At 61.9% G+C, this 19,508-nt stretch carries 18 protein-coding genes and 3 pseudogenes; 11 read left to right on the forward strand and 10 right to left on the reverse strand.

Going from position 1 to position 19,508, the window contains the following annotated elements; all coding sequences use genetic code 11:
• Positions 1-3: 3 nt before the first annotated feature.
• The 3 genes from AACW30_RS08900 (at position 4) to metE (ending at position 3,945) form a co-directional block, all read left to right on the forward strand.
• On the forward strand, positions 4-879 hold the full coding sequence (locus tag AACW30_RS08900) for a LysR family transcriptional regulator (protein WP_200624791.1): 876 nt from the start codon (positions 4-6) through the stop codon (positions 877-879).
• 73 nt (positions 880-952) lie between these two features.
• Positions 953-1,558, forward strand: a complete 606-nt coding sequence (locus AACW30_RS08905) for a LysE family translocator (protein ID WP_179677696.1) — start codon at positions 953-955, stop codon at positions 1,556-1,558.
• A gap of 98 nt (positions 1,559-1,656) precedes the next feature.
• Entirely contained in the window at positions 1,657-3,945 is a 2,289-nt protein-coding gene (metE, locus tag AACW30_RS08910) for a 5-methyltetrahydropteroyltriglutamate--homocysteine S-methyltransferase (RefSeq protein ID WP_200624792.1), read from the forward strand.
• 131 nt (positions 3,946-4,076) lie between these two features.
• Here the strand turns inward: metE and AACW30_RS08915 are convergent, their stop codons facing one another.
• On the reverse strand, positions 4,077-5,111 hold the full coding sequence (locus AACW30_RS08915) for a HoxN/HupN/NixA family nickel/cobalt transporter (protein WP_179607554.1): 1,035 nt from the start codon (positions 5,109-5,111) through the stop codon (positions 4,077-4,079).
• A 127-nt stretch (positions 5,112-5,238) separates the two neighbouring features.
• On the opposite strand from AACW30_RS08915, the gene AACW30_RS08920 reads away from it, so the two are divergent.
• The gene (locus AACW30_RS08920; RefSeq protein WP_372239302.1) at positions 5,239-5,781 is read left to right on the forward strand and encodes a DUF924 family protein; all 543 of its coding nucleotides are present in this window, start codon (positions 5,239-5,241) and stop codon (positions 5,779-5,781) included.
• On the opposite strand, the gene AACW30_RS08925 is transcribed toward AACW30_RS08920, so the two are convergent.
• A complete protein-coding gene (locus AACW30_RS08925) occupies positions 5,778-7,211 on the reverse strand; it encodes a hypothetical protein (protein WP_200624793.1) in 1,434 nt (477 codons plus the stop codon). The genes AACW30_RS08920 and AACW30_RS08925 overlap by 4 nt on opposite strands.
• 174 nt (positions 7,212-7,385) lie before the next feature.
• On the opposite strand from AACW30_RS08925, the gene yfcF reads away from it, so the two are divergent.
• Positions 7,386-8,018 (forward strand): glutathione transferase, encoded by a 633-nt coding sequence (gene yfcF / locus AACW30_RS08930; RefSeq protein WP_200624794.1) that lies wholly within the window; start codon positions 7,386-7,388, stop codon positions 8,016-8,018.
• A 4-nt stretch (positions 8,019-8,022) separates the two neighbouring features.
• Here the strand turns inward: yfcF and AACW30_RS08935 are convergent, their stop codons facing one another.
• Complete coding sequence (locus AACW30_RS08935) at positions 8,023-8,268, reverse strand: hypothetical protein (protein WP_200624795.1); 246 nt, start codon at positions 8,266-8,268, stop codon at positions 8,023-8,025.
• Positions 8,269-8,411: 143 nt separating this feature from the next.
• Here AACW30_RS08935 and AACW30_RS08940 point away from each other — a divergent pair.
• A pseudogene (locus tag AACW30_RS08940) lies at positions 8,412-9,055 on the forward strand (ATPase).
• Between the two features lie 45 nt (positions 9,056-9,100).
• On the forward strand, positions 9,101-9,442 hold the full coding sequence (locus tag AACW30_RS08945; protein WP_119741788.1) for a hypothetical protein: 342 nt from the start codon (positions 9,101-9,103) through the stop codon (positions 9,440-9,442).
• A 132-nt stretch (positions 9,443-9,574) separates the two neighbouring features.
• Here the strand turns inward: AACW30_RS08945 and AACW30_RS08950 are convergent, their stop codons facing one another.
• Positions 9,575-10,321: a creatininase family protein gene (locus AACW30_RS08950; RefSeq protein ID WP_200624796.1), complete on the reverse strand. Its 747-nt coding sequence runs from the start codon at positions 10,319-10,321 to the stop codon at positions 9,575-9,577.
• Positions 10,322-10,349: 28 nt separating this feature from the next.
• Positions 10,350-11,063 carry a murein L,D-transpeptidase catalytic domain family protein gene (locus AACW30_RS08955; RefSeq protein WP_106577815.1) on the reverse strand — a complete coding sequence of 238 codons (714 nt, stop codon included), beginning with the start codon at positions 11,061-11,063 and terminating at the stop codon, positions 10,350-10,352.
• 39 nt (positions 11,064-11,102) lie between these two features.
• Here AACW30_RS08955 and AACW30_RS08960 point away from each other — a divergent pair, with 39 nt between their 5' ends.
• A complete protein-coding gene (locus AACW30_RS08960; RefSeq protein WP_179607565.1) occupies positions 11,103-12,689 on the forward strand; it encodes a L,D-transpeptidase family protein in 1,587 nt (528 codons plus the stop codon).
• A 61-nt stretch (positions 12,690-12,750) separates the two neighbouring features.
• Here the strand turns inward: AACW30_RS08960 and AACW30_RS08965 are convergent, their stop codons facing one another.
• Together AACW30_RS08965 and AACW30_RS08970 are read right to left on the reverse strand one after the other, a co-directional pair.
• Complete coding sequence (locus AACW30_RS08965) at positions 12,751-13,281, reverse strand: AAA family ATPase (protein WP_200624797.1); 531 nt, start codon at positions 13,279-13,281, stop codon at positions 12,751-12,753.
• Between the two features lie 42 nt (positions 13,282-13,323).
• On the reverse strand, positions 13,324-14,364 hold the full coding sequence (locus AACW30_RS08970; protein WP_200624798.1) for an alginate lyase family protein: 1,041 nt from the start codon (positions 14,362-14,364) through the stop codon (positions 13,324-13,326).
• A 109-nt stretch (positions 14,365-14,473) separates the two neighbouring features.
• Here AACW30_RS08970 and dapF point away from each other — a divergent pair.
• Positions 14,474-15,275, forward strand: a pseudogene (gene dapF, locus AACW30_RS08975) (diaminopimelate epimerase).
• A gap of 53 nt (positions 15,276-15,328) precedes the next feature.
• The gene (locus tag AACW30_RS08980) at positions 15,329-16,534 is read left to right on the forward strand and encodes a TPM domain-containing protein (RefSeq protein ID WP_200624799.1); all 1,206 of its coding nucleotides are present in this window, start codon (positions 15,329-15,331) and stop codon (positions 16,532-16,534) included.
• A gap of 349 nt (positions 16,535-16,883) precedes the next feature.
• On the opposite strand, the pseudogene AACW30_RS08985 reads toward AACW30_RS08980, so the two are convergent.
• A pseudogene (locus AACW30_RS08985) lies at positions 16,884-17,198 on the reverse strand (spermidine/putrescine ABC transporter substrate-binding protein PotF); the annotation flags it as partial.
• Positions 17,199-17,300: 102 nt separating this feature from the next.
• Positions 17,301-17,795: a DUF1543 domain-containing protein gene (locus AACW30_RS08990; RefSeq protein WP_200624800.1), complete on the reverse strand. Its 495-nt coding sequence runs from the start codon at positions 17,793-17,795 to the stop codon at positions 17,301-17,303.
• A 106-nt stretch (positions 17,796-17,901) separates the two neighbouring features.
• On the opposite strand from AACW30_RS08990, the gene AACW30_RS08995 reads away from it, so the two are divergent.
• Positions 17,902-18,723, forward strand: coding sequence for an aldo/keto reductase (locus tag AACW30_RS08995; RefSeq protein ID WP_200624801.1), 822 nt, complete (start codon positions 17,902-17,904; stop codon positions 18,721-18,723).
• 54 nt (positions 18,724-18,777) lie between these two features.
• On the opposite strand, the gene AACW30_RS09000 is transcribed toward AACW30_RS08995, so the two are convergent.
• Positions 18,778-19,293 (reverse strand): Hcp family type VI secretion system effector, encoded by a 516-nt coding sequence (locus AACW30_RS09000; protein WP_106577823.1) that lies wholly within the window; start codon positions 19,291-19,293, stop codon positions 18,778-18,780.
• Positions 19,294-19,508 lie beyond the last annotated feature (215 nt).

The raw sequence follows: 19,508 nt of genomic DNA on the forward strand, positions 1-19,508 counted from the left end.
CGCATGGATAAGCTTCGTCACGTGCCATCGCTGCAGGGCCTGCAGGCGTTGGTGGAAGTCAGCGACAGCGCCAGTTTCACCCAGGCTGCGCAGACGCTGTGCCTGACCCAGAGCGCTGTCAGTCGCCAGATCCAGCAATTGGAGAGCCATTTCGGCGTGGCCCTGTTCACACGCACCAGCCGCAGCCTGCGGCTGACAGCCGAAGGCGAGCAGGTGCTGATTTACGCGCGCAGTATGTTGGCGCAACTCAAAGTGCTGGAGGACCGCATTTCGCCGCACACACGCCCGTTTCGCATCCGCCTGCACGTGTCGCTGGCCGTGCGCTGGCTGCTGCCAAAGCTGAGTGATTTCTACCGGTTGCACCCGGACATTTCCCTGGCCATCGAGACGGTTGCCACCGAAGGGGTCGAGCCGGCCGACGACAGCGATGCCTACATTCAGTACCTGCCCACGCCGCCCACTGATCCGGCGTGCCTGACGCTGTTCCACGAACAGCTGGTGCCGGTGTGTGCACCTCAAGTTGGCCCGTTATCAACCTTTACAGACCTGCGGCACGTGGCGCTGCTGCACCGTTCAGTCGACCGGCAGGACTGGCGCGTATGGTTGGCCGCCAACGGCGCCGGCACGCTGGACGACTACCGGCACATCCCCTTCAACCTTGACGAGTTGGCGCTTGACGCCGCCGCGCGCGGTCTGGGCATGGCAATGACTGACTTGACCCTGGCGGCCGAATCCATCGAGCGCGGTGTGCTGGTTGTGCCGTTGGGCGAACCGTTGGTGACGGGCGGCGTTTACGCGCTGTGCGTGCAACCGCAGGCGGCGTCCCACGCAGGCTGCGACGTGGTCATGGCGTGGTTCGCCCACCAGGCGCAACGCTGAACCACAAACGTACAAGATCCAGCGCAAACCGCCTCAGTAGACTCGCCGGACTTCTTCTACTGCAGGTTTCTCCATGGACATTTTCCTCTACGCCTTCAGCGTCATGTACAGCCCCGGCCCTGTGAACCTGATGGGGCTGAATGCCGGGCTCACCGGTAAATTCCGTCGCTCCAGCGGGTTCTACCTCGGCGTGGGCTGCGCGATGCTGTTGATGTTCGTGCTGTTTGGCTACACCGGCGAGGCGATCATTTCTCAGGCGGCGCTGCCGTATATCTCGCTGGTCGGCGGCGTGTACACGCTGTACCTCGCCTACCAGGTGTTCACTGCCCGCACGGTGGTTGAAGAATCTTCAAGCACGCCGGGCAAGGCCCTCACGTTCTGGAATGGCCTGGTGATTCAGTTGCTCAACCCCAAGGGCATCGTGGCGGTCTTGCCGATTACCAGCGTGATGCTGCCGGCGGCGCATATCACCGGGGCGTCCATTGCCGGGGTTTCGGCGTTGCTGGGGCTGGGCGCGGTCGGCGCGCCGTGGATTTACGCCTTGCTGGGCGCGGTGTTGGGGCGGCGGATCAACGGCGCGTCGGCGTTCACCGTATTCAACCGGTGCATGGGCCTGGCGTTGGCCGGTTGTGCGTATTTCATGTTTCACGCGTTCTATATTCACCTGATTTCAACATGAGCGGATCTTGTGATCATCTGGAATATAATGAGTTTGTCTCACGATGAGTGGGTGTCGACAATGGCTGCCATCAAATATCGACATTGGAGTTGTAAGTCATGGCAGTCGCTCATTCCCTGGGATTTCCGCGCATTGGACGCGATCGTGAACTGAAAAAAGCGCAGGAAGCGTTCTGGAAGGGCGAACTCGACGAAGCCGGCCTGCGCGCCGTTGGCCGTGGCTTGCGCAAAACTCACTGGGCGTTGCAGAAGCAAGCCGGCATCGAGCTGTTGCCGGCCGGTGATTTCGCCTGGTACGACCAGGTCCTGACTCATTCATTGATGTTCGGCGTGATCCCTGAGCGCTTTCGCCCGGCCGACGGCCACGCCACATTGCACACGCTGTTCGGCATGGCCCGTGGCGTCAGCGACAACTGCTGCGGCGGTGCCCACGCCCAGGAAATGACCAAGTGGTTCGATACCAACTACCACTATCTGGTGCCTGAGTTCAGTGCTGACCAGCAATTCCACCTGGGTTGGGAGCAGCTGTTTGAAGAGGTCAAGGAAGCCCGTGACCTGGGCCACAACGTCAAGCCGGTCGTCATCGGCCCGCTGACCTACTTGTGGTTGGGCAAGGCCAAGGGTGTCGACTTCGACAAGCTTGACCTGCTTGACCGCCTGCTGCCGCTGTACGGCCAGATCTTCCAGCGCCTGGCTGAGCTGGGCGTTGAATGGGTGCAGATCGACGAGCCGATCCTGGTTCTGGACTTGCCACAAGACTGGAAAAACGCCTTTGAGCGCGCCTACAACCAGATCCAGCGCGACCCGCTGAAAAAGCTCGTGGCCACCTACTTCGGTGGTCTGGAAGAAAACCTCGGCCTGGCCGCCAACCTGCCGGTCGATGGTTTGCACATCGATCTGGTGCGTGCACCGGAGCAGTACCCGACCATTCTTGATCGCCTGCCGGCTTACAAAGTGTTGTCCCTGGGCGTGGTCAATGGCCGCAACGTCTGGCGCTGCGACCTGGAAAAGGCCCTGGCGACCTTGCAGCACGCACATGAAAAGTTGGGTGATCGCCTGTGGGTGGCGCCGTCCTGCTCATTGCTGCACAGCCCGGTCGACCTGGACCGTGAAGACACGCTGGATGCCGAGTTGAAAAGCTGGCTGGCCTTCGCGGTGCAGAAGTGCGCGGAAGTAACGGTGCTGGCCCAGGCCGTCAACGCACCGCAGGCGCCGAATGTACGTGCCGCGTTGGCGCAGAGCCGCGCCGTGCAAGTGGCCCGCGCGGCTTCAACGCGAATTCACAAGCCTGCCGTACAAGCCCGCGTGGCGGCGATTACCGCCAAGGACAGTCAGCGCCAGTCGCGGTTTGCCCAGCGTATCGAGCAGCAACGTGCCGGCCTGAACCTGCCGCTGTTGCCGACCACCACCATCGGTTCGTTCCCGCAAACCGCCTCGATCCGCCTGGCGCGCCAGTCGTACAAAGCCGGCAAGTTGAGCGAAGCCGAGTACGTCGAAGCGATGCACAGCGAGATCAGGCACGCCGTGCAAGTGCAGGAAAACCTCGGCCTGGACGTGCTGGTGCACGGCGAAGCCGAACGAAACGACATGGTCGAGTACTTCGCCGAACAACTCGACGGCTACGTGTTCACCCGCTTTGGTTGGGTACAGAGCTACGGTTCGCGCTGCGTGAAACCGGCGGTGATCTTCGGCGACCTGAGCCGCCCGAACGCCATGACCGTGGAGTGGATCCGCTACGCCCAAGGCCTGACCAGCAAGGTGATGAAGGGTATGCTGACCGGCCCGGTGACCATGCTGATGTGGTCGTTTGCGCGCGAAGACGTCAGCCGCGAAGTGCAGGCGCGTCAACTGGCGCTGGCGATTCGTGACGAAGTGGTTGACCTGGAGGCGGCCGGCATCAAGATCGTGCAGATCGACGAAGCGGCGTTCCGTGAAGGCTTGCCGTTGCGCCGGGCGCAGTGGCAACACTACCTGGATTGGGCCACCGAAGCGTTCCGCCTGTGTGCCTGCGGCGTGCGTGACGAAACCCAGATCCACACGCACATGTGCTACAGCGAGTTCAACGATGTGATCGAGTCCATCGCGGCAATGGACGCCGACGTGATCACCATTGAGACGTCGCGCTCGGACATGGAACTGCTGGATGCGTTCGAAGCGTTCGCGTACCCCAATGACATCGGCCCCGGCGTCTACGACATCCATTCGCCCCGCGTGCCGGATGCGTCGCAAATGGCCCACTTGCTGCGCAAGGCCGCCCAGCGGATTCCGGCCGAGCGCCTATGGGTCAACCCGGATTGCGGTTTGAAAACCCGGGGCTGGCCGGAGACAGAAGCGGCGTTGGTTCATATGGTCACCGCGGCGCGTCAACTGCGGGCTGAACTGGCGTAACGCGATTTACAAATGGGGGAGGGGCTTGCCCGCGATTGCAGTGTGTCAGTCCCGAATGTGGCTGACCTGCATCCCAGCCTGCTGCGTATGCCTGCTATGGCGAGCCTGTTCGCCATAGCAGCTTCTCGACGTCAGGCGAGCCGGTCGAAGCCCTTCAAGCGGTACAGCAACACCGACGCCGCCCAGCTGGCGACGAAAATCCCGATGATGATGTAGCCGAGCATTCCGAAGCTGTCGTTCAGGTTGCCGATAAAGCCCCAGAAATCACCCTTGAGCTCCAGCTGGTCGGCAATCAGCCCCAGCGCCTCGATGCTGCCGATGATCACTGCCACGACCACCGAGACCAAGGTAATGCTCATGTTGTAGTAGAGCTTGCGCAGCGGCTTCATGTACGCCCAGCCATAGGCACCCAGCATCAAATGGCCGTCCAGCGTGTCCACCAGCGACATGCCGGCGCTGAACAGCAGCGGGAACACCATGATCGACCACGGCGATAAGCCCTGCGCCGCCTGCGTGGCGGAAATGCCCAGCAGGGCGATTTCGGTGGCGGTGTCAAACCCCAGGCCAAACAGAAAACCCAGCGGGTACAGGTGCCAACTGCGGCTGATCAGGCGAAACAGTGGGCGGAAGATTCGCGCCATGAAACCGCGGTCGGCCAGCAGCAGGTCAAAATCTTCTTCGACGTAAGCGCCGCCTTCGCGCACGTGGCGCCAGGCCTTGTAGATCGACCGCAGGATCACCAAATTCATCAGCGCGATCACCAGCAAAAAGACCGCTGACACGGACGTGCCGATCACACCGCCAACCGCCTTGAACGCCTCGACATGTGCGGCGGTAAGGGCCACGCCAATCGAGGCCAGCACCACCACCGACGAATGCCCCAGAGAGAAAAAGAACCCCACCGCCACCGGGCGTTTGTGCTCTTGCATCAGCTTGCGGGTGGCGTTGTCGATGGCGGCGATATGGTCGGCGTCCACCGCGTGACGCAGGCCGAAACTGTAGGCGAGCAGGGCAGTGCCCAATAACACGGGGTGCTGATGAAACGCCACCAGCGCCCAGAGCCAGGCGCCGACGTTAATGGCGATCAAAATACCGTAGATGCCAAACAGCTTGGTGCGAACGTGGCTATTGGAATCACTGAAAACCTGGGCAAGACGGTGGATCATCCGGTAAACCCTTTATGCGATGGCACGACCGCTGCGAAGCAGGAGCGGCTCCAGAGGGGAAACTTAATGGATTCTGCCGGCGTCAATGATGAAATCTGCAGGCCAATGGGAGGTAATGATGTCGAACATGAACGGGCAACCGGCCGAAGCGGTGATCGAGTTCTGGAAACAGGCGGGCCCCAAGCGCTGGTTTACCAAGGACGATGCGTTTGACGCGGCCTTTCGCGACACCTTTTATGCCACGCATATGCAAGCGGCCCGGCGCGAACTGGAAGGCTGGCTGGATTCGGCGCATGGCGCGCTGGCCTTGCTGATCCTGCTGGATCAATACCCGCGCAATGCCTTTCGTGGCACCGCGCACATGTTCGCCACCGACCCGCTGGCGCGTTTGTACGCGCGGCGGATGGTCGACGCTGGCCTGGACCAGTTGATCGAGCCCGAGCTGCGGGCGTTTTGTTACTTGCCGTTCGAGCATTCGGAAGACCCGGCCGATCAGCAGCGCTCGTTGGTATTGAACCAGCAGCTGGATGCCAGCACCTACCATTGGGCCAAAGAGCACGCCGCGATCATCGAACGGTTTGGGCGCTTTGCGCACCGTAACGAGGTGTTGGCCAGGGTCACCACGGCGCAAGAGCGTGAGTTTCTCGATAACGGCGGTTTTGCCGGCTAAGCCTGTGTCAGGTTTTCCTTGGCGCGGGCCGGGCGCAAGCGCCGCAGGCCCTTGAGGTCAACGGCCCAGCGCAATGCTTCAGTGGCCGACGGGCGCGGGCCCTGGGTGATCGCGTGTTCATCCGTGGTGAGTGCGCCGAGGTAACCTTGGGCACCGCCGCGCTCGCTCCAGTAGTGGGTGTGGCTGAGCCACGAGCGTGCGAGCCAGCCTTTGCGCGAGCCCACGGTCACCGGCAAATCCAGCACGCCTGCGCCCATCACCGGGCTGACCGGGCCCGCGACGATGTCGCCAAACAGGCCATAGGGCGCGGGAAAATAGAGGTTGGTCCAGCGCGTCACTGCGAATACTGCCGCGTGGTGCAAATACTGGGGCGTGAAGGGTTTCTGGCCGAGCATCACCGGATGACGCGCATGGTAGCCGTAACCCTTTTCGTCCTGAGTGGGCGGGCAGGCGGGGGCTTCGCGGCGCTCCATGCGTTTTTTGAAATCACTGACGCTGCGCCCCAGCAACAGGCTCGCGTGGGCCATCGGGCTGCCGACGGTTACCAGATCGGTGATGCGCCACGGGTTGCCCAGGCCGCGCTGCTCGATAAAGGCTTCGGTCTGCTGCTCGCGAAATTTCAAAATGCTGCCCAGGCTGCCGTCAAGCGCGGCGCCGGCGTTGGGCAGCGTGTCCTTGATCACCGGTTGCAGCGCTTCGTGATTGGCGTACCGGCTGGCGAGTTCGCGGTTGCTGGGGATGACTTGGGTGAGCTGATCGTGATGTTCGTGCCACAGATAACCGACGATGTCGTAGGCGATCACGCTGCCCAAACTGTGGCCGACCACGATGATGCGGTCGTAATCGCCTTTATTGTGCAGGGCACGCAGCAACGCCACGCCGTCGGCGCGGATCTGCTCGCGCACCACCACGTTCTGCGGGTTGGGGCTGAGGTAACGGGCGGCGTCGCCCAGGTAGGACAGGGCCGAGTAACGCAGCGCCAGGCCGATAGCGCCGAGCAGCAACGGCACCAGCGCGAACGGGTTGTCGCTGTGATCGAACTGGCCCCAGGCCGTGGCAAGGGTGCCGGTAGCGACCAGCAGCAACAGCAGCATCACCGTCCAGCGCGTGGTGCGCCAGATCGGTACGATGGCGTCGGGAATATCGCGGCGCGGGCGCTTGAAGATGTCCCAGAGCCAACTGAGCAGGTGGCCGACTTTGGTGCCTTGCATCTTGTGGGCCCAGTAATACTCGTAAAAATCCGTGCTGGTGCGGCCGGACGACTTCAAGACACGCAGGTCGAAATTGCGTGACAGCCGATCCGGCTTGCTCCAGTAGAAGGGCGTGCCGTCGGGCGTGTCGGCGGGAATCATGGCATCCACAAAGCCATGCAGGGTGTCCATCGGGCGCTGCTCGCCGATGCCGTGAATGACGACAACTGCTTGTTTCATAAGCTGATCTTTCCTTGAAAGCTTCGAATGGCGGGGCGTTTTCGCAGACTAGCGAATCGATACGATATTGCCACTATCGTGGCTATTCCCGCCAGGAATGCCCCCATAAAAAACCGCCATTGTCTTTATGGCGCCGCATCTCGTAGCGTGGGTCTTCACCCAAGGAGACCTGCCATGCACCCGCGCCCGTTACGCCTCTATGTGGATTCCCAGTTCACCAGCCCCTACGCGATGTCGGTGTTTGTCACCCTGCGCGAAAAAGGCCTGGCGTTCGACATGCTCACCCTGGACCTGGACACCGCGCAAAACCAGACGGCGGACTTTATCCAGCTGTCGCTGACCCAGCGTGTGCCGACGTTGGTGGAAGGCGAGTTTGCCCTGTCGGAATCTTGCGCGATCAGCGAGTACCTGGAACAGGTCTATCCCGAAACGCCGGCGTACCCGGCTGACCCACAGCAGCGGGCGAGGGCGCGGCAGGTTCAGGCGTGGTTGCGCAGTGATTTGCTTGCGATCCGTCAGGAGCGCTCGACGCTGGTGGTGTTTTACGGGCAGAAGATGCCGCCGTTGTCGCCCGCCGCCGAAGCCGCCGTGCGCAAGTTGTTCAGTGCGACGCAGGCGCTGTTGGCCGGCAACCCACCGTACCTGTTTGGTGAGTGGTCGATTGCCGACCTCGACCTGGCGGTGATGCTCAATCGCTTGATCCTCAACGGTGACAGTGTGCCAGCCGAATGGGTCGACTATGCGCAACGCCAATGGCAGCGGCCGTCGGTGCAGGCATGGGTCAACCTGCAACGCCCACCGCTCTAAGGGATTACATCCATTCCTGGGCCACGCGCCGGTCGAGGTCTTCCCAGTCCGCCATGCCCAGCACTCGGGTGGTGTTCAAGCCCCGCAGGTAGCCGCGCAATTGCTGGGCGCTGGCGTGACGCTGGTCGGCGTCGGCGGCCTCATCCTGCAGCACGTCTTCATAATCGACCAGGTAATCGGCGACCCGCTCGCGAAACTCCGGCAGTACGGCTTCGCGGATGCGGTCGAAGGTTTTCTGGTGGGGCTTCATGGCGTGGTCCTTATAGTTTTATAGAGATCGGGAGACGCGACACTATCGGTTCAAATGATAGTCACCATCAAGCATCGCAAGTTCTGTTTTTATGCCAAGAGCGCAGAATCAGCGCATCGAGACGCTGATCAAGGAAATGCGCGATGAGGACGATTATCCAACTGGGTTTAATGATGCTGATGTTCGGCAGTGTGGTCCTGACCAGCACGGCATTTGCTGATAACTGCGTACGGGCCATTTGCTGCCACTCGTCGGTAGCGTAGACTCCCTGCAGCGCGCGCAGTCGGTGGGTGTGTTGTACAGCGAAAACACCCGCGACAACCTCAGTTACCTTGAACGCTACCACGCCATGGCCATGAACGGCGCCAGGGACGCCCTTGACGGGCGTATCCGCGAGGCGTTCGTCAACAGCTCCGACCCGGAACTGGCGATTGATTGGCTGATGAGTTCATTGCAGGGCACGTTTCGCATCGTCACGGTCTACAGCAGCCTGGATGAGCTGGTGCAGGCTCACCCGGATGTGGTGGTGATGCTCGATACCCATAACCAATTGCTGACCCAGCGTAACGATCAGGTTGAGGCGCGTTTTGTGGCGCGGTTCTATGACGCCGACCTGCAATACATCGCCAAGGCTGAAGGCTCGGTGCACAAACAGGTGCCGTCGGTATGGGTGCATGACAAGGCGGCCCCGGAAATTGCCGCGCAGATTGAACAACAGCGTGATGTACAGCTCGATGCCTTGAAGCAGTTTGATGCGTCGCTAAAGGCCTTGGTCCGCGCGGGATGACGCGCGGATCGTTGTGAACCCTATTGGTTATTTTCAGGAATGTTTATGCGCTCTTTTTTCGTCCCGGCCCTGGCTTTCGCTTCGTTGTTGCTGACCGGTTGTATCACTGCTCCCAACGCTCCAAGCTTGACCCTGCAAACCGATAAAACCCCTGAAGGCTATGTGCAATGCGTTGTGCCCAAGCTTGAAAAGCGCGGCATCACCTCGACGGTGACGCAGAACGCGCGCCACGCCAAGGTGGTGTTGACCAGCAAGATTGCAGCCGATGATGTGCTGGAGGCCTACAAGTCCCAGGACGGCACCAAGGTGTTCGTGTACGAACGCAAGCCACTGGCGTCGGCGATCAAACCGTCGCGGCTGGAGCTGGCGGCGCAGGACTGCAAATAATCCAGGCACGCCTGAGGGTGTGAATGTGTGGGAGCGGGCTTGCTCGCGAAGGCGGCGTATCAGTCGATACATTTATTGACTGCTGCACTGCTTCGCGAGCAAGCCCGCTCCCACATTTGCGATAGGCCTGGGCTAGGGTTTGGCTTCGCTGCTGAAGATGTTCACGGTCTTGACCAACCCCTTGGCCGCCAACGCCACCAACTCACCGCCTTTCTCCACCGTCGCCAGCGCTGGGTCCGAACCCATGCGCCCGTCGGGGAAGCGGGCGCGGAAGTCCAGCGCTTCGCGGATCGGCCCGGTATTGGCGATTTGCGGAGAATACTCGGCGGACTTTATCGATTGCGGGTACGCCCACTGCGTCACCGCTATTTCTGACGGCGTGGCATGGCTGCCGTGGCCCACCGGGAATTGGCGTTGAGCCAAATCGTGCACGCCTTCCAGGTCCCACCAGTTCACCAGCTTGAGCGCGAAGCCGGCGGGGCGGCGGGCAAAACTGGCTTCGGCGTACAGCTCGGAAAACGCCGCTTCAATGGTGGCGATATTGCCGCCGTGGCCATTCAGGAACAGGATCTTCTCGAAACCGTGCCCGGCCAGCGAGCGCACCCAGTCGCCAATGGCGGCGATAAAGGTGGAAGGGCGCAGGGAGATGGTGCCGGGAAAACCCAGGTGGTGCTGGGCCATGCCGATATTGAAGGTCGGGCCGATCAGGATGTCGGCGTTCTTCTGCGCCTCGTGGGCGATGATCTCGGGGCACATCCAGTCGGTGCCCAGCAGGCCGGTAGGGCCGTGTTGTTCGTTGGATCCGATGGGAATCACCACCGTGCGGCTGCGTTCCAGAAACTGCCCGATCTCGATCCAGGTGGATGTATGTAGAAGCATGCGGCGCTCTCTTTATCTGTGGGACAGGCTAACCACCACGGATTGTACGACTACTCGCCACTTGTTGGGGCTTGCAGTTCAGATACGTCGATGACTTCAACCAGCGCTGGTCCGGGTACCAGGAAAACATGAACTGCCCATCCTTGAGTTTATCCACCACCTGGCGCGCCACTTGCGGGCGCACCGCCGGGCAACCCTGGCTGCGGCCGATGCGGCCTTCGCGCTTGCTCCACGCCGGGTTGACGTAGTCCGCGGCATGAATCACCAGCGCGCGGTCGCGGGCCTGGTCATTGAAACCGGGCTCCAGGCCGTCCATGCGCAACGAGTAGCCATGGGCGCCCAGGTAACTTTCCTGGGTGCGGAACAAGCCCAGGCTGGACTGATGACTGCCTTCGAGATTGGAAAATTGCGTGGCGAAGTTTTCCCCGGACTTGGCACCGTGGGCCACCAGGTCGCGCAACACGAGGGTCTTTTTGCGCAAATCGAAAATCCATAACCGACGGGCGGTCGAGGGTTGGGAGTAGTCAATAACCGCTAGGCGCTCTGACTGTTCCTCGCCGTTATTGACGGCGCACTGCACCGCGCTCAGGGCGCTTTTGAGCACGGCGGGATTGAGTTCTGGAGCCGAGCGCGCCAGGCTGCTATACAAGTTAGGAGGATTCCCATTGGCGGCGAGCGCAAAATTGCTCAACGTTGCCAGGGTGACGGTGATCAAACCGAAGCGACACATAAAAGTCAGCATCTACAAAGCGTCCCCCGCTGTGGATTGGAGCCAAGTCAATTGTTCAAAAAACACGCATGTTACTTGAGCATTTGCCTGCTCGTTGCACCACTGGTCGCGACGGCTGATGAGCTGCCGATGGGCGCCGTGCCGGTTATTTCCGCAAGCCCGGTGCAACAGGCCCTCGCGCAGTTGCCCAGTGTGTGCCCCAGCCTCGCCCCGCAGATCGACGCCGCAGCCCTTGCGCGCCTGCAGGCGTTCTATCAGCAGCAGGGTGATGGGCCGCTGTGGTCCGCCGAAGATCGCCGCCAAGCCTTGCACACCCAATTGCTGATGCTGGCCGACGACGGCCTGGACCCCAGCCACTATAGCCTGCCCCCGGCAGATGCCACGGCCAACGTGCTGTGCAGCGACATCGACACCAGCCGCCAGTACCTGCAAGCCCTGCAGGATTTGCACTACGGGCGCCTGCAGCAATCGCGCTTCGAACCGTTGTGGCATTCCCAGCCACCCGCCCGCGACCCGAATACCGAAGTGCTGGCCTTCGCCGCCGCCGGCCTGCAAGACATGGCGCAAGCCTTTGACCAGGCGCGGCCCAGCGCCGATCTGTACCGCAGCCTGCGCAATGCCTATGCCTCCGTGCGCCTGCAACCGTTGCCACATTGGGACCCGGTTGCCAGCGGGCCACTCTTGCGTCCCGGTATGGAAGACCCGCGCGTGCCGGAACTGGCGCGGCGCCTGCACAGCGGTGGCTACCTGGCCAAGGTGCCCAGTGGCACTGGCAAGCAATACCGCGACGAGCTGGTCAAGGCAGTCAAGGCCTTCCAGGCCAGCCACTCGTTACAGGCCGACGGTGTGATCGGCGCCGGCACCGTGGCCGAACTCAACATCAGCCCGGCGATGCGCCGCGACCAACTGCGTATCAACCTGGAGCGCTTTCGCTGGCTCGCCCAGGACCTTGAGCCTGAAGGCGTGCTGGTCAACGTCGCCGCCGCGCAATTGAGCGTTTACCAGAGCGGTATTCCGGTGTGGCAAACCCGCCTGCAAGTCGGGCGCGCGGAGCGTCAGACGCCACTGCTCAAGTCGCGCATCACGCGGCTGACGCTGAACCCCACCTGGACCATCCCGCCCACCATCATGCGCGAGGACAAGCTCCCGGCTATCCGTCTGAACCCCGAGTACCTGCGCCAGCAAAACCTGCAAGTGCTTGACGCCCAGGGTCGCCCCTTGGCGCCCGATCAGGTCGATTGGTCGCGCCCCGGCAACATTCTCCTGCGCCAGGAGGCCGGCCCGCGTAACCCGCTGGGCAAGATCGTGATGCGCTTTCCCAACCCGTACTCGGTGTACCTGCACGACACACCAAGCCAACCGTTGTTCACCAAAGGCCCGCGGGCGTTCAGTTCGGGGTGTGTGAGGGTGGAACAGCCGTTGCTGCTGCGCGACTTGCTGGTGAGCCCGGCCGAACGCACTCGCACCGATGAACTGCTGGCTACCGGCGTGACCCATGAATTCAGGCTCGCCACACCGGTGCCGGTGTTGCTGGGGTACTGGACGGTAGAAGTCGATCGCCAGGGCGGCCTGGTCTACGCACCGGATATTTATGGGCGTGATCCGGTATTGATGAAGGCGATGGGCGCCGTGCTGTAGTAATGCCACCTACGCAGGGCGAGGGCGCTTGCTCTGCTGGTACAGCGCCACCGTCACATCTTCAGCGTCCACCGGGCGCCAGCGCGCTTGCCACGGGTTTGATGTGCGCCATGATCAACGCTACCGCCTGATCCGCTGTCACGCGGGCGGTATCGATCGTCAGCGGCCTTGGGTCCCAGGCCTCATATTCATGCGCCGATACGGACCGCCAGTCGGGCGGAGTCAGGCCGGGAATATCCCCCGCACGCAGTTCGACACGGCGCTGATGTTCTCGCTCATCAGAGCAAATCACCTGGATATCAACCCACTCGACGCCTGCTTGAATCGCCACCGCTTTCCATGCCTCGCGGCTTTCCCTGACCGGGTTTACACCGTCTGCGACGACGGTGTGCCCCAAGCGCAAATTGCTCAACGCCAGCGCATTGGCCACGCCGTAGCCGCTGGCGCCTACACCTTGCGCCAACACGCCCGCATCCCGAAGCGCCTGTTCGATCACATCAATACGCAGATAGGCGGCACCGGTCTGGCGCGCCAGCTGGCTGGCAATCGTGGTCTTGCCGGTGCCGGGCAGGCCGCTGAATACAACAAGCATGGTCAATCCCTTGAAAGAGCAACCCGGCCAGTCTAGCCGCGCTTACGGCAAATAGCAGGCACTGATCCAATCGGCCGCGTGGGCGGCCAATTGCGTTGCCACAGGCAGGTAGCGCTTGTCCAGTTGCGCCGCCAGCCAGAACAGCGTGGCGCTGCTTTTGGGGTCCCAGGTGCCGCTGTAGCCGGCTTCGCCCACCCCGGCGCGGTCCCTGTCGAATTGCACGTGGGTGTGCACGAACTCCTGATGGCTGCGTTGGCCGTTGGCATACGGCACCAGCCAATCCAGGGCCGCCCCCAGGGACGCGCCGTTGGCCTTGAGGTTCAGCCAGTCGCCGCCGTAGGGTTTGGCCGCCAGGGCAGCTTGCACCAGAGGCTCAAGGTCGTAGACCACGTAGTGCAGGGCATCGCGGTCGTGAAAATCGGTGACCGAGCCATCGGGCAACACATTGTCGGCGATCTGCTGTTTGAACGCCTGGTGGGCCTGCTCGAGCATCGTCCGGTCGCCCAGTGCAGCGGCGGCCGCCGTGATCAACTTGACGCGATGGCTTTGCCAGTTGTTGGTCTGGGTGCCTTTGTTCTGGCCATGGAACTGCTGGATACGCGCGAGGTAGCCATTGCCCAGATCACTGATCAAGCGACGGCTGGTTGCGCGGGTTTCCAGGCGCAGGTTATCGGCAGTCAGCGCATAGGCACTGATCAGCATCTCGAGGTTGGTTTCGTCGATCGGGTTGAAGTCCGGTTGATACACATCGGCCCACGCGCCAAGGTAGTCGTCGACTTGCCTGAGGTAACGCGGGTCGCCGCTCAACCGCCACGCCAGCGCGGCCTGGCGCATCACCGGCCAGTCTTTTTCGGCGGCAATGCTTTGCTCGCGAATGCCGTGGTGGGGCAGTGTGCCTTCAGTGTGCACATGGGCCAGGGGGTTGGGGCGGTCAGCCAGGTGCCGTTCTGCGGCAGCGAGCAGCGCCGTGGCCGTCGGCTTCGAGGCGCTCGGCTGGCACAGGCTGGGAGGTTGAGCGGCCGCCAGAGTCGCGTGGGAAAACGCGAGCAGCAGTGCGGTCAAAGCGAAGCGGGTTTTTTTCATGGCGGGCTCTGCCGGATCAGAACGCCCACACGCTAACATGCGGACGAATCGGTCTGGATGAAACTCCCGTATGCTCACCCTCCAATCGCGCTCACCCACCGGACAGCCCATGACCTTGCCCTTTGTGAAGATGCATGCCCCATGGCGACGATTTCATCATCATCGACCGCCGTGGCCAGGAAGACCCGATCACCGCGCAAGTCGCCCGCCGTCTGGGCGATCGCCATACCGGCATCGGTTTCAATCAACTGGCGGTGATCCTCGACGGCGTCGACGCTGCCGCGCGTATCAAATTCTGGAACCCCAACGGCACGCCGCTGCAAACCTGCGGCAGTGCCACGCGAGGTGTCGCCGACCGCTTGATGCACGAAGCCGGCACCGATTCGATCGTGCTGCGCACCGACCGTGGCCTGCTGACGTGCGTACGCGCAGCGGGCCAGCAGGTGGCGGTGGACATGGGGGCGCCGTCGTTGGAGTGGTCGTCAGTGCCGCTGGCCGTCGCCATGCAGACTCTTGTCTTGCCGATCAAGGGCGATCCGGCGGCGTGCAGCATGGGCAACCCGCACTGTACGTTTTTTGTCGATGACCTCGCCGCCATCGACGTGGCAGCCGCAGGTCCGGCGCTGGAAACCCATGCGCTGTTCCCGGCCAGGACCAATGTGCATTTCGTGCAGGTGCTGGACCGCGCGCATATTCGTCTGCGTATCTGGGAGCGCGGTGGCGGCGTGCCGCTGGGTTCCGGTTCGTGTTGTTGCGGCGCGGTGGTCAACGGGATCCGGCGCGGCCTGCTGGATGACACGGTGCAGGTGCAGTGCGACGGCGGCACGGTCACGGTGCAGTGGGACGGGCAGGGCGGTGTGGTATTGACCGGCAGCGTGCAGCCGATCATGCAGGGCACGGCCTACGTGTGAGCGTGTCAATAAGGTAAAGTCGGCGCCTTCAGGACGAAACTCAGGTATCAAACATGATGGCGATTCTGCGGCAATCCGTGTTGAGTCTAGTGGCGCTGATGTTCATCGGCCTGCTGAGCGCTGCCCAGGCACAGACCTCGCCCATCGGCGTCGCCCTCGACCAGCGCGTGATCGACCTCACCAATACCCTCGACGCCAGCTTCACCACGCGCCTCAAAGACCAACTCGCCGCCCTTGAACAGCGCAAAGGCGCGCAAGTCGCGGTACTGCTGGTGCCCACTACCGGCGGCGCGAGTATCGAGGATTACGCCAATCAACTGTTCCGCGCCTGGAAACTGGGGCGCAAGGACGTCAACGACGGCATCTTGTTGGTGGTGGCCAAAGACGACCGCCAGGTACGCATCGAGGTGGGCTATGGCCTGGAAGGCACGGTCACCGATCTGTTGGCCCATCGCATCATCGAAGAGCACATCACGCCGGCGTTTCGCCAGGGCGACTACGCGGGCGGCGTGCAACAAGCGGTGAATGACTTGACTGTGCTAGTGGACGGCGGCGACCTGCCTGAGCAGGCCGCGCCGCAGGTTGATCCGCAGATCATCGCGGTTCTGCTGGCGTTTATCGCTGGCGCCATCGGCGGTGTGTTCATCGCTGCCGGCAAGCTGCACTGGCGCCGAGCGCTGATCGCCACCGTCGCGGTCACGGTGTTACTGACGATTTACGCCGGCGGCCATGAGTGGCCGCTGTACCTGCTGGTACTTCCGCTGACCCTGCTGATCGGCGGCGCCACGTTCGGTGCCCTGTGGCTGGCGCGCGCGGTGTTTTACTGCGTGGTGGGCGCGCTGGCGTATATCGTCGGGTTGCTGGTGGTGGACCACTTTGTGGCGGTCAACTTCGTACACTGGCTGGCGTTGCCGTTTGGCGGCGCGTTGGTGCTGGCGCTGTACGTGGGGTTGTTCTTCGTCATCCGCGAGTCCTGGAAGACCAAACCACGCTTTTTTCTCGCGCGTGCGCTGGCCGTCGCGGCGGTTTATGTGGCGGTCGGTTTTATGCTTGGGCACGGCTACCAGGGCTGGATCCTGGCGATACCGGCGGCCTCGGTCGTGGCGTTCATTGTCTTTATCCAGAGCATTTCCGATGGCGGCTCGGGGTCGGGAGGAGGGTCCGGCTCGAGTTCCGGCAGCTCCGGTTCCAGCTCCAGCAGCAGCTCGTCCGGTGGCGGCGGTTCCAGTGGCGGCGGCGGTGCGTCGGGCAGTTGGTAAGCCGTTAGCGCGGCGTGTAGCCCACCCAGCCCTTGGCGTAGAACAGCTTCACGCCTTCGAAGCCGGCTTGGCTGATCAAGGCAGCGTCCTCCTCGGGAAACAGCACCGGCAATTGTGCGCTGATCGTCGTTATCACCCGCTCGGCATCTGCCGCCGGCACGCCGGAGTCCACGGCAAACGCGGCGTAGCGTCGCAACCAGCGGGCCTTTTCCTGCGCTGCCTGCGGGAAACTGTGGTGCGCCACGACCAGTGGCGCGCCCGGCAACAACCGTTGCCACAGCGCCTCGAGCGTTTGCAGGCGCTGCTCGGCCGGGATGAAATGCAAGGTCAGCAAACACGTCGCCCCATCGGGCAAACGGGATGTGTCCAGCGGCTGAAAGACGTGTCCCTTGATCAGCAGCGGCACCAGCGAAGCCTTGAGCAACGCCAGGTCGTAACTGGAGCGGCCGACAGAAATTTGCCCTGCACGGTTTCGTAGGAATCGTAGGTGTCGTAGATCACCTTGATGCCCGTCGCCCTTTTCAAAGTCGGCCAAGGTGGTGTCGCCGATATAGTCCGCCCAGTTGTAGATGCGCACGGTATTGGCCGGGTCGTCGGCGGCCTGGCTCACGGGCATCGAGGCAAGCAATACGGCGCTGAACAGGGCGATAAAGGCTCTATGCATGGCGGACCCACCTTGAGTTGTGCGTGTTATCAGGTTCGGGGACTGATTGCACTGTCAGGCAGGTGGAGGGTGGGCGCCATACCCCGTGCGGGTAGGGATAACTCAGGGCAGGACGATGTAGTCGTTCTGTTGCACGATCGGCCTGTGCGAACCTTGCACCAGGTGCAGGTAGCGACCGTCGACCAGGTCGATGGGCAGGCAGTCGTCAATATCCATCACGCCGTCGGTATGGGCCTGGGACCAATGGCGCAACATCTGCTGTTTCCCCTTGCTCATCGCATCCTTTTTGTCGCGGGCGACCGCCAATAAATAGTGGTGGGCTTCGCCAAAAGCGTTGGCTTCGTAGCCGCCCAGGTTGATGAAGTACAGATGGTGCGCGTCGGCAGCAGGGGCCAAGTGGCTGAGTTCAACTTTCCAGCCATCGACGCCATCCACCGCCATCCAGGAGTCGATGTGCACACCCTTGGGGCTGCCGAACCAAGCATCGCGCAATTGCGGGTAGGTGTCTTGCAGTGTGTCCGCTACAGCGAACACCACATCGTGAACTTCAATTCTGGCCCGCGGGTGCTTGCCCCCGAGCATCACGACAAACAGCATTGCAGGTCCTTCCTGGCGACTTTTCAGAGGGCAACCATACTTCGATTGAACCCTTTTGTCCGCCCAATGCCACATTGTTAATCCGCGAACTCATCAGGAGGTTGTCATGCGCACCATCGATCTGGCCGGCGTTCCCGTCCCTGTCATCGGCCAAGGGACCTGGCGCATGGGCGAAAACCCGGATCGGCGCAGCGCCGAAGTCGCCGCGTTGCAGTTGGGTATCGACGAGGGCATGACCCTGATCGATACCGCCGAAATGTATGGCGAAGGCGGAGCCGAGGAAGTGGTCGGCGAAGCCATTCGCGGTAAACGTGATCAGGTCTTCCTCGTCAGCAAGGTCTATCCGCACAATGCCAGTCACAAGGGCGTGCCCCGTGCCTGCGAAGCCAGCCTGCAGCGCCTGGGTACTGATTACATCGACCTGTATCTGTTGCACTGGCGGGGCCAGTATCCCCTCGAAGAAACCGTCGAAGCCTTCGAATCATTACGTCAGGCCGGCAAGATCGGCCGTTGGGGCGTCTCCAATTTTGACGTGGCAGACCTGCAGGAACTTGCGTCCCCGGCGTGTGCAACCAACCAGGTGCTCTACAACATCGAAGAGCGCGGTATCGAATTCGACTTGCTGCCATGGTGGCAACAGCACCATTTGCCGTTGATGGCTTACTGCCCGATCGCCCAGGGGTGTGAGCTGTTGTCCAGTCCGACGCTCAAGCAGATTGCCCGTCGCCATGAGGTTACGCCCGCCCAGGTATCCCTTGCCTGGGTGTTGCGTCAGGACGGCGTGATTGCAATCCCCAAGGCTGTGACGCCCGAACATGTGCGGCTGAATGCCGGTGCTGCGAATCTCAAGCTCGATGAGCACGATCTGGACGCGATCGACCGTGTGTTCGGCGCACCCAAGCGCAAGCATCCGCTGGCAATGGTCTAGCCGACCAAGCAGGAGCGGCGCCGTCCCTGGTGGCCGCTTCTGCCTGAGCCGATGTTAGCCGGCTACTGGGCTACGCCAGTCGTCCGAGCCTGACGTGCCGGCGACTTCATGGGTCCAGACGATCTTGCGGTAAGTGAAATACACATCCTCCAAATGGGTGAAATGAGCGTTGTCCGGGTCCTGGCAGTTGGGCATCCGCGATTGAATGTCCACGATGGTTGCGCCTTCCAGTTCGGTGGTGAAGTAATGCTCCTGGGTACCAGCCGAGGAGGTACGGAACCATTCCAGGCGACATGACACTTCTTCACCCGTGGTCAGTGCGCTGAATAGCAACGGTGAGGACTTGTCGAAGACCTTGCTGACCATCAGCGGCTTGTGAACCCGTTGGCCGGTCGGCTGGCCCGATTGCGGGTCGCGGGGAATGATCACCTGGTGGGCAAACGCCTGCACGAGGATCTGATCCTCATGACCTTCCTGATAAATATTGCCTACCGAGTCCTGAGTAAATGTGCCTGCCGTGATCAAGCCTTGCTTGACACCGGTGATAGTGAGGTACGCGGGTGTTGGCATGACTGGTTTCCTTGCCTGATTGAGTAGGTAGTCCCGACGGCGTGTTTGCCGGCGGGCAATTGCCTATAACAAAAAGCGTGCCTGAAATGACGAGAGTCAATGAAATAAAGGGGCGCGGAGTGTTGTTGGTTTAAATATATAAAAGTTGTCGTCGGTTGGTGCCGATTTTAGTGTGGATGCTTGCGCGAGTGTGCGCAGTTAGTTGCTCATGCTGT

This window comes from Pseudomonas sp. MF6747 (assembly GCF_963890955.1).
In the GTDB taxonomy this organism is placed as follows: Bacteria; Pseudomonadota; Gammaproteobacteria; order Pseudomonadales; family Pseudomonadaceae; genus Aquipseudomonas.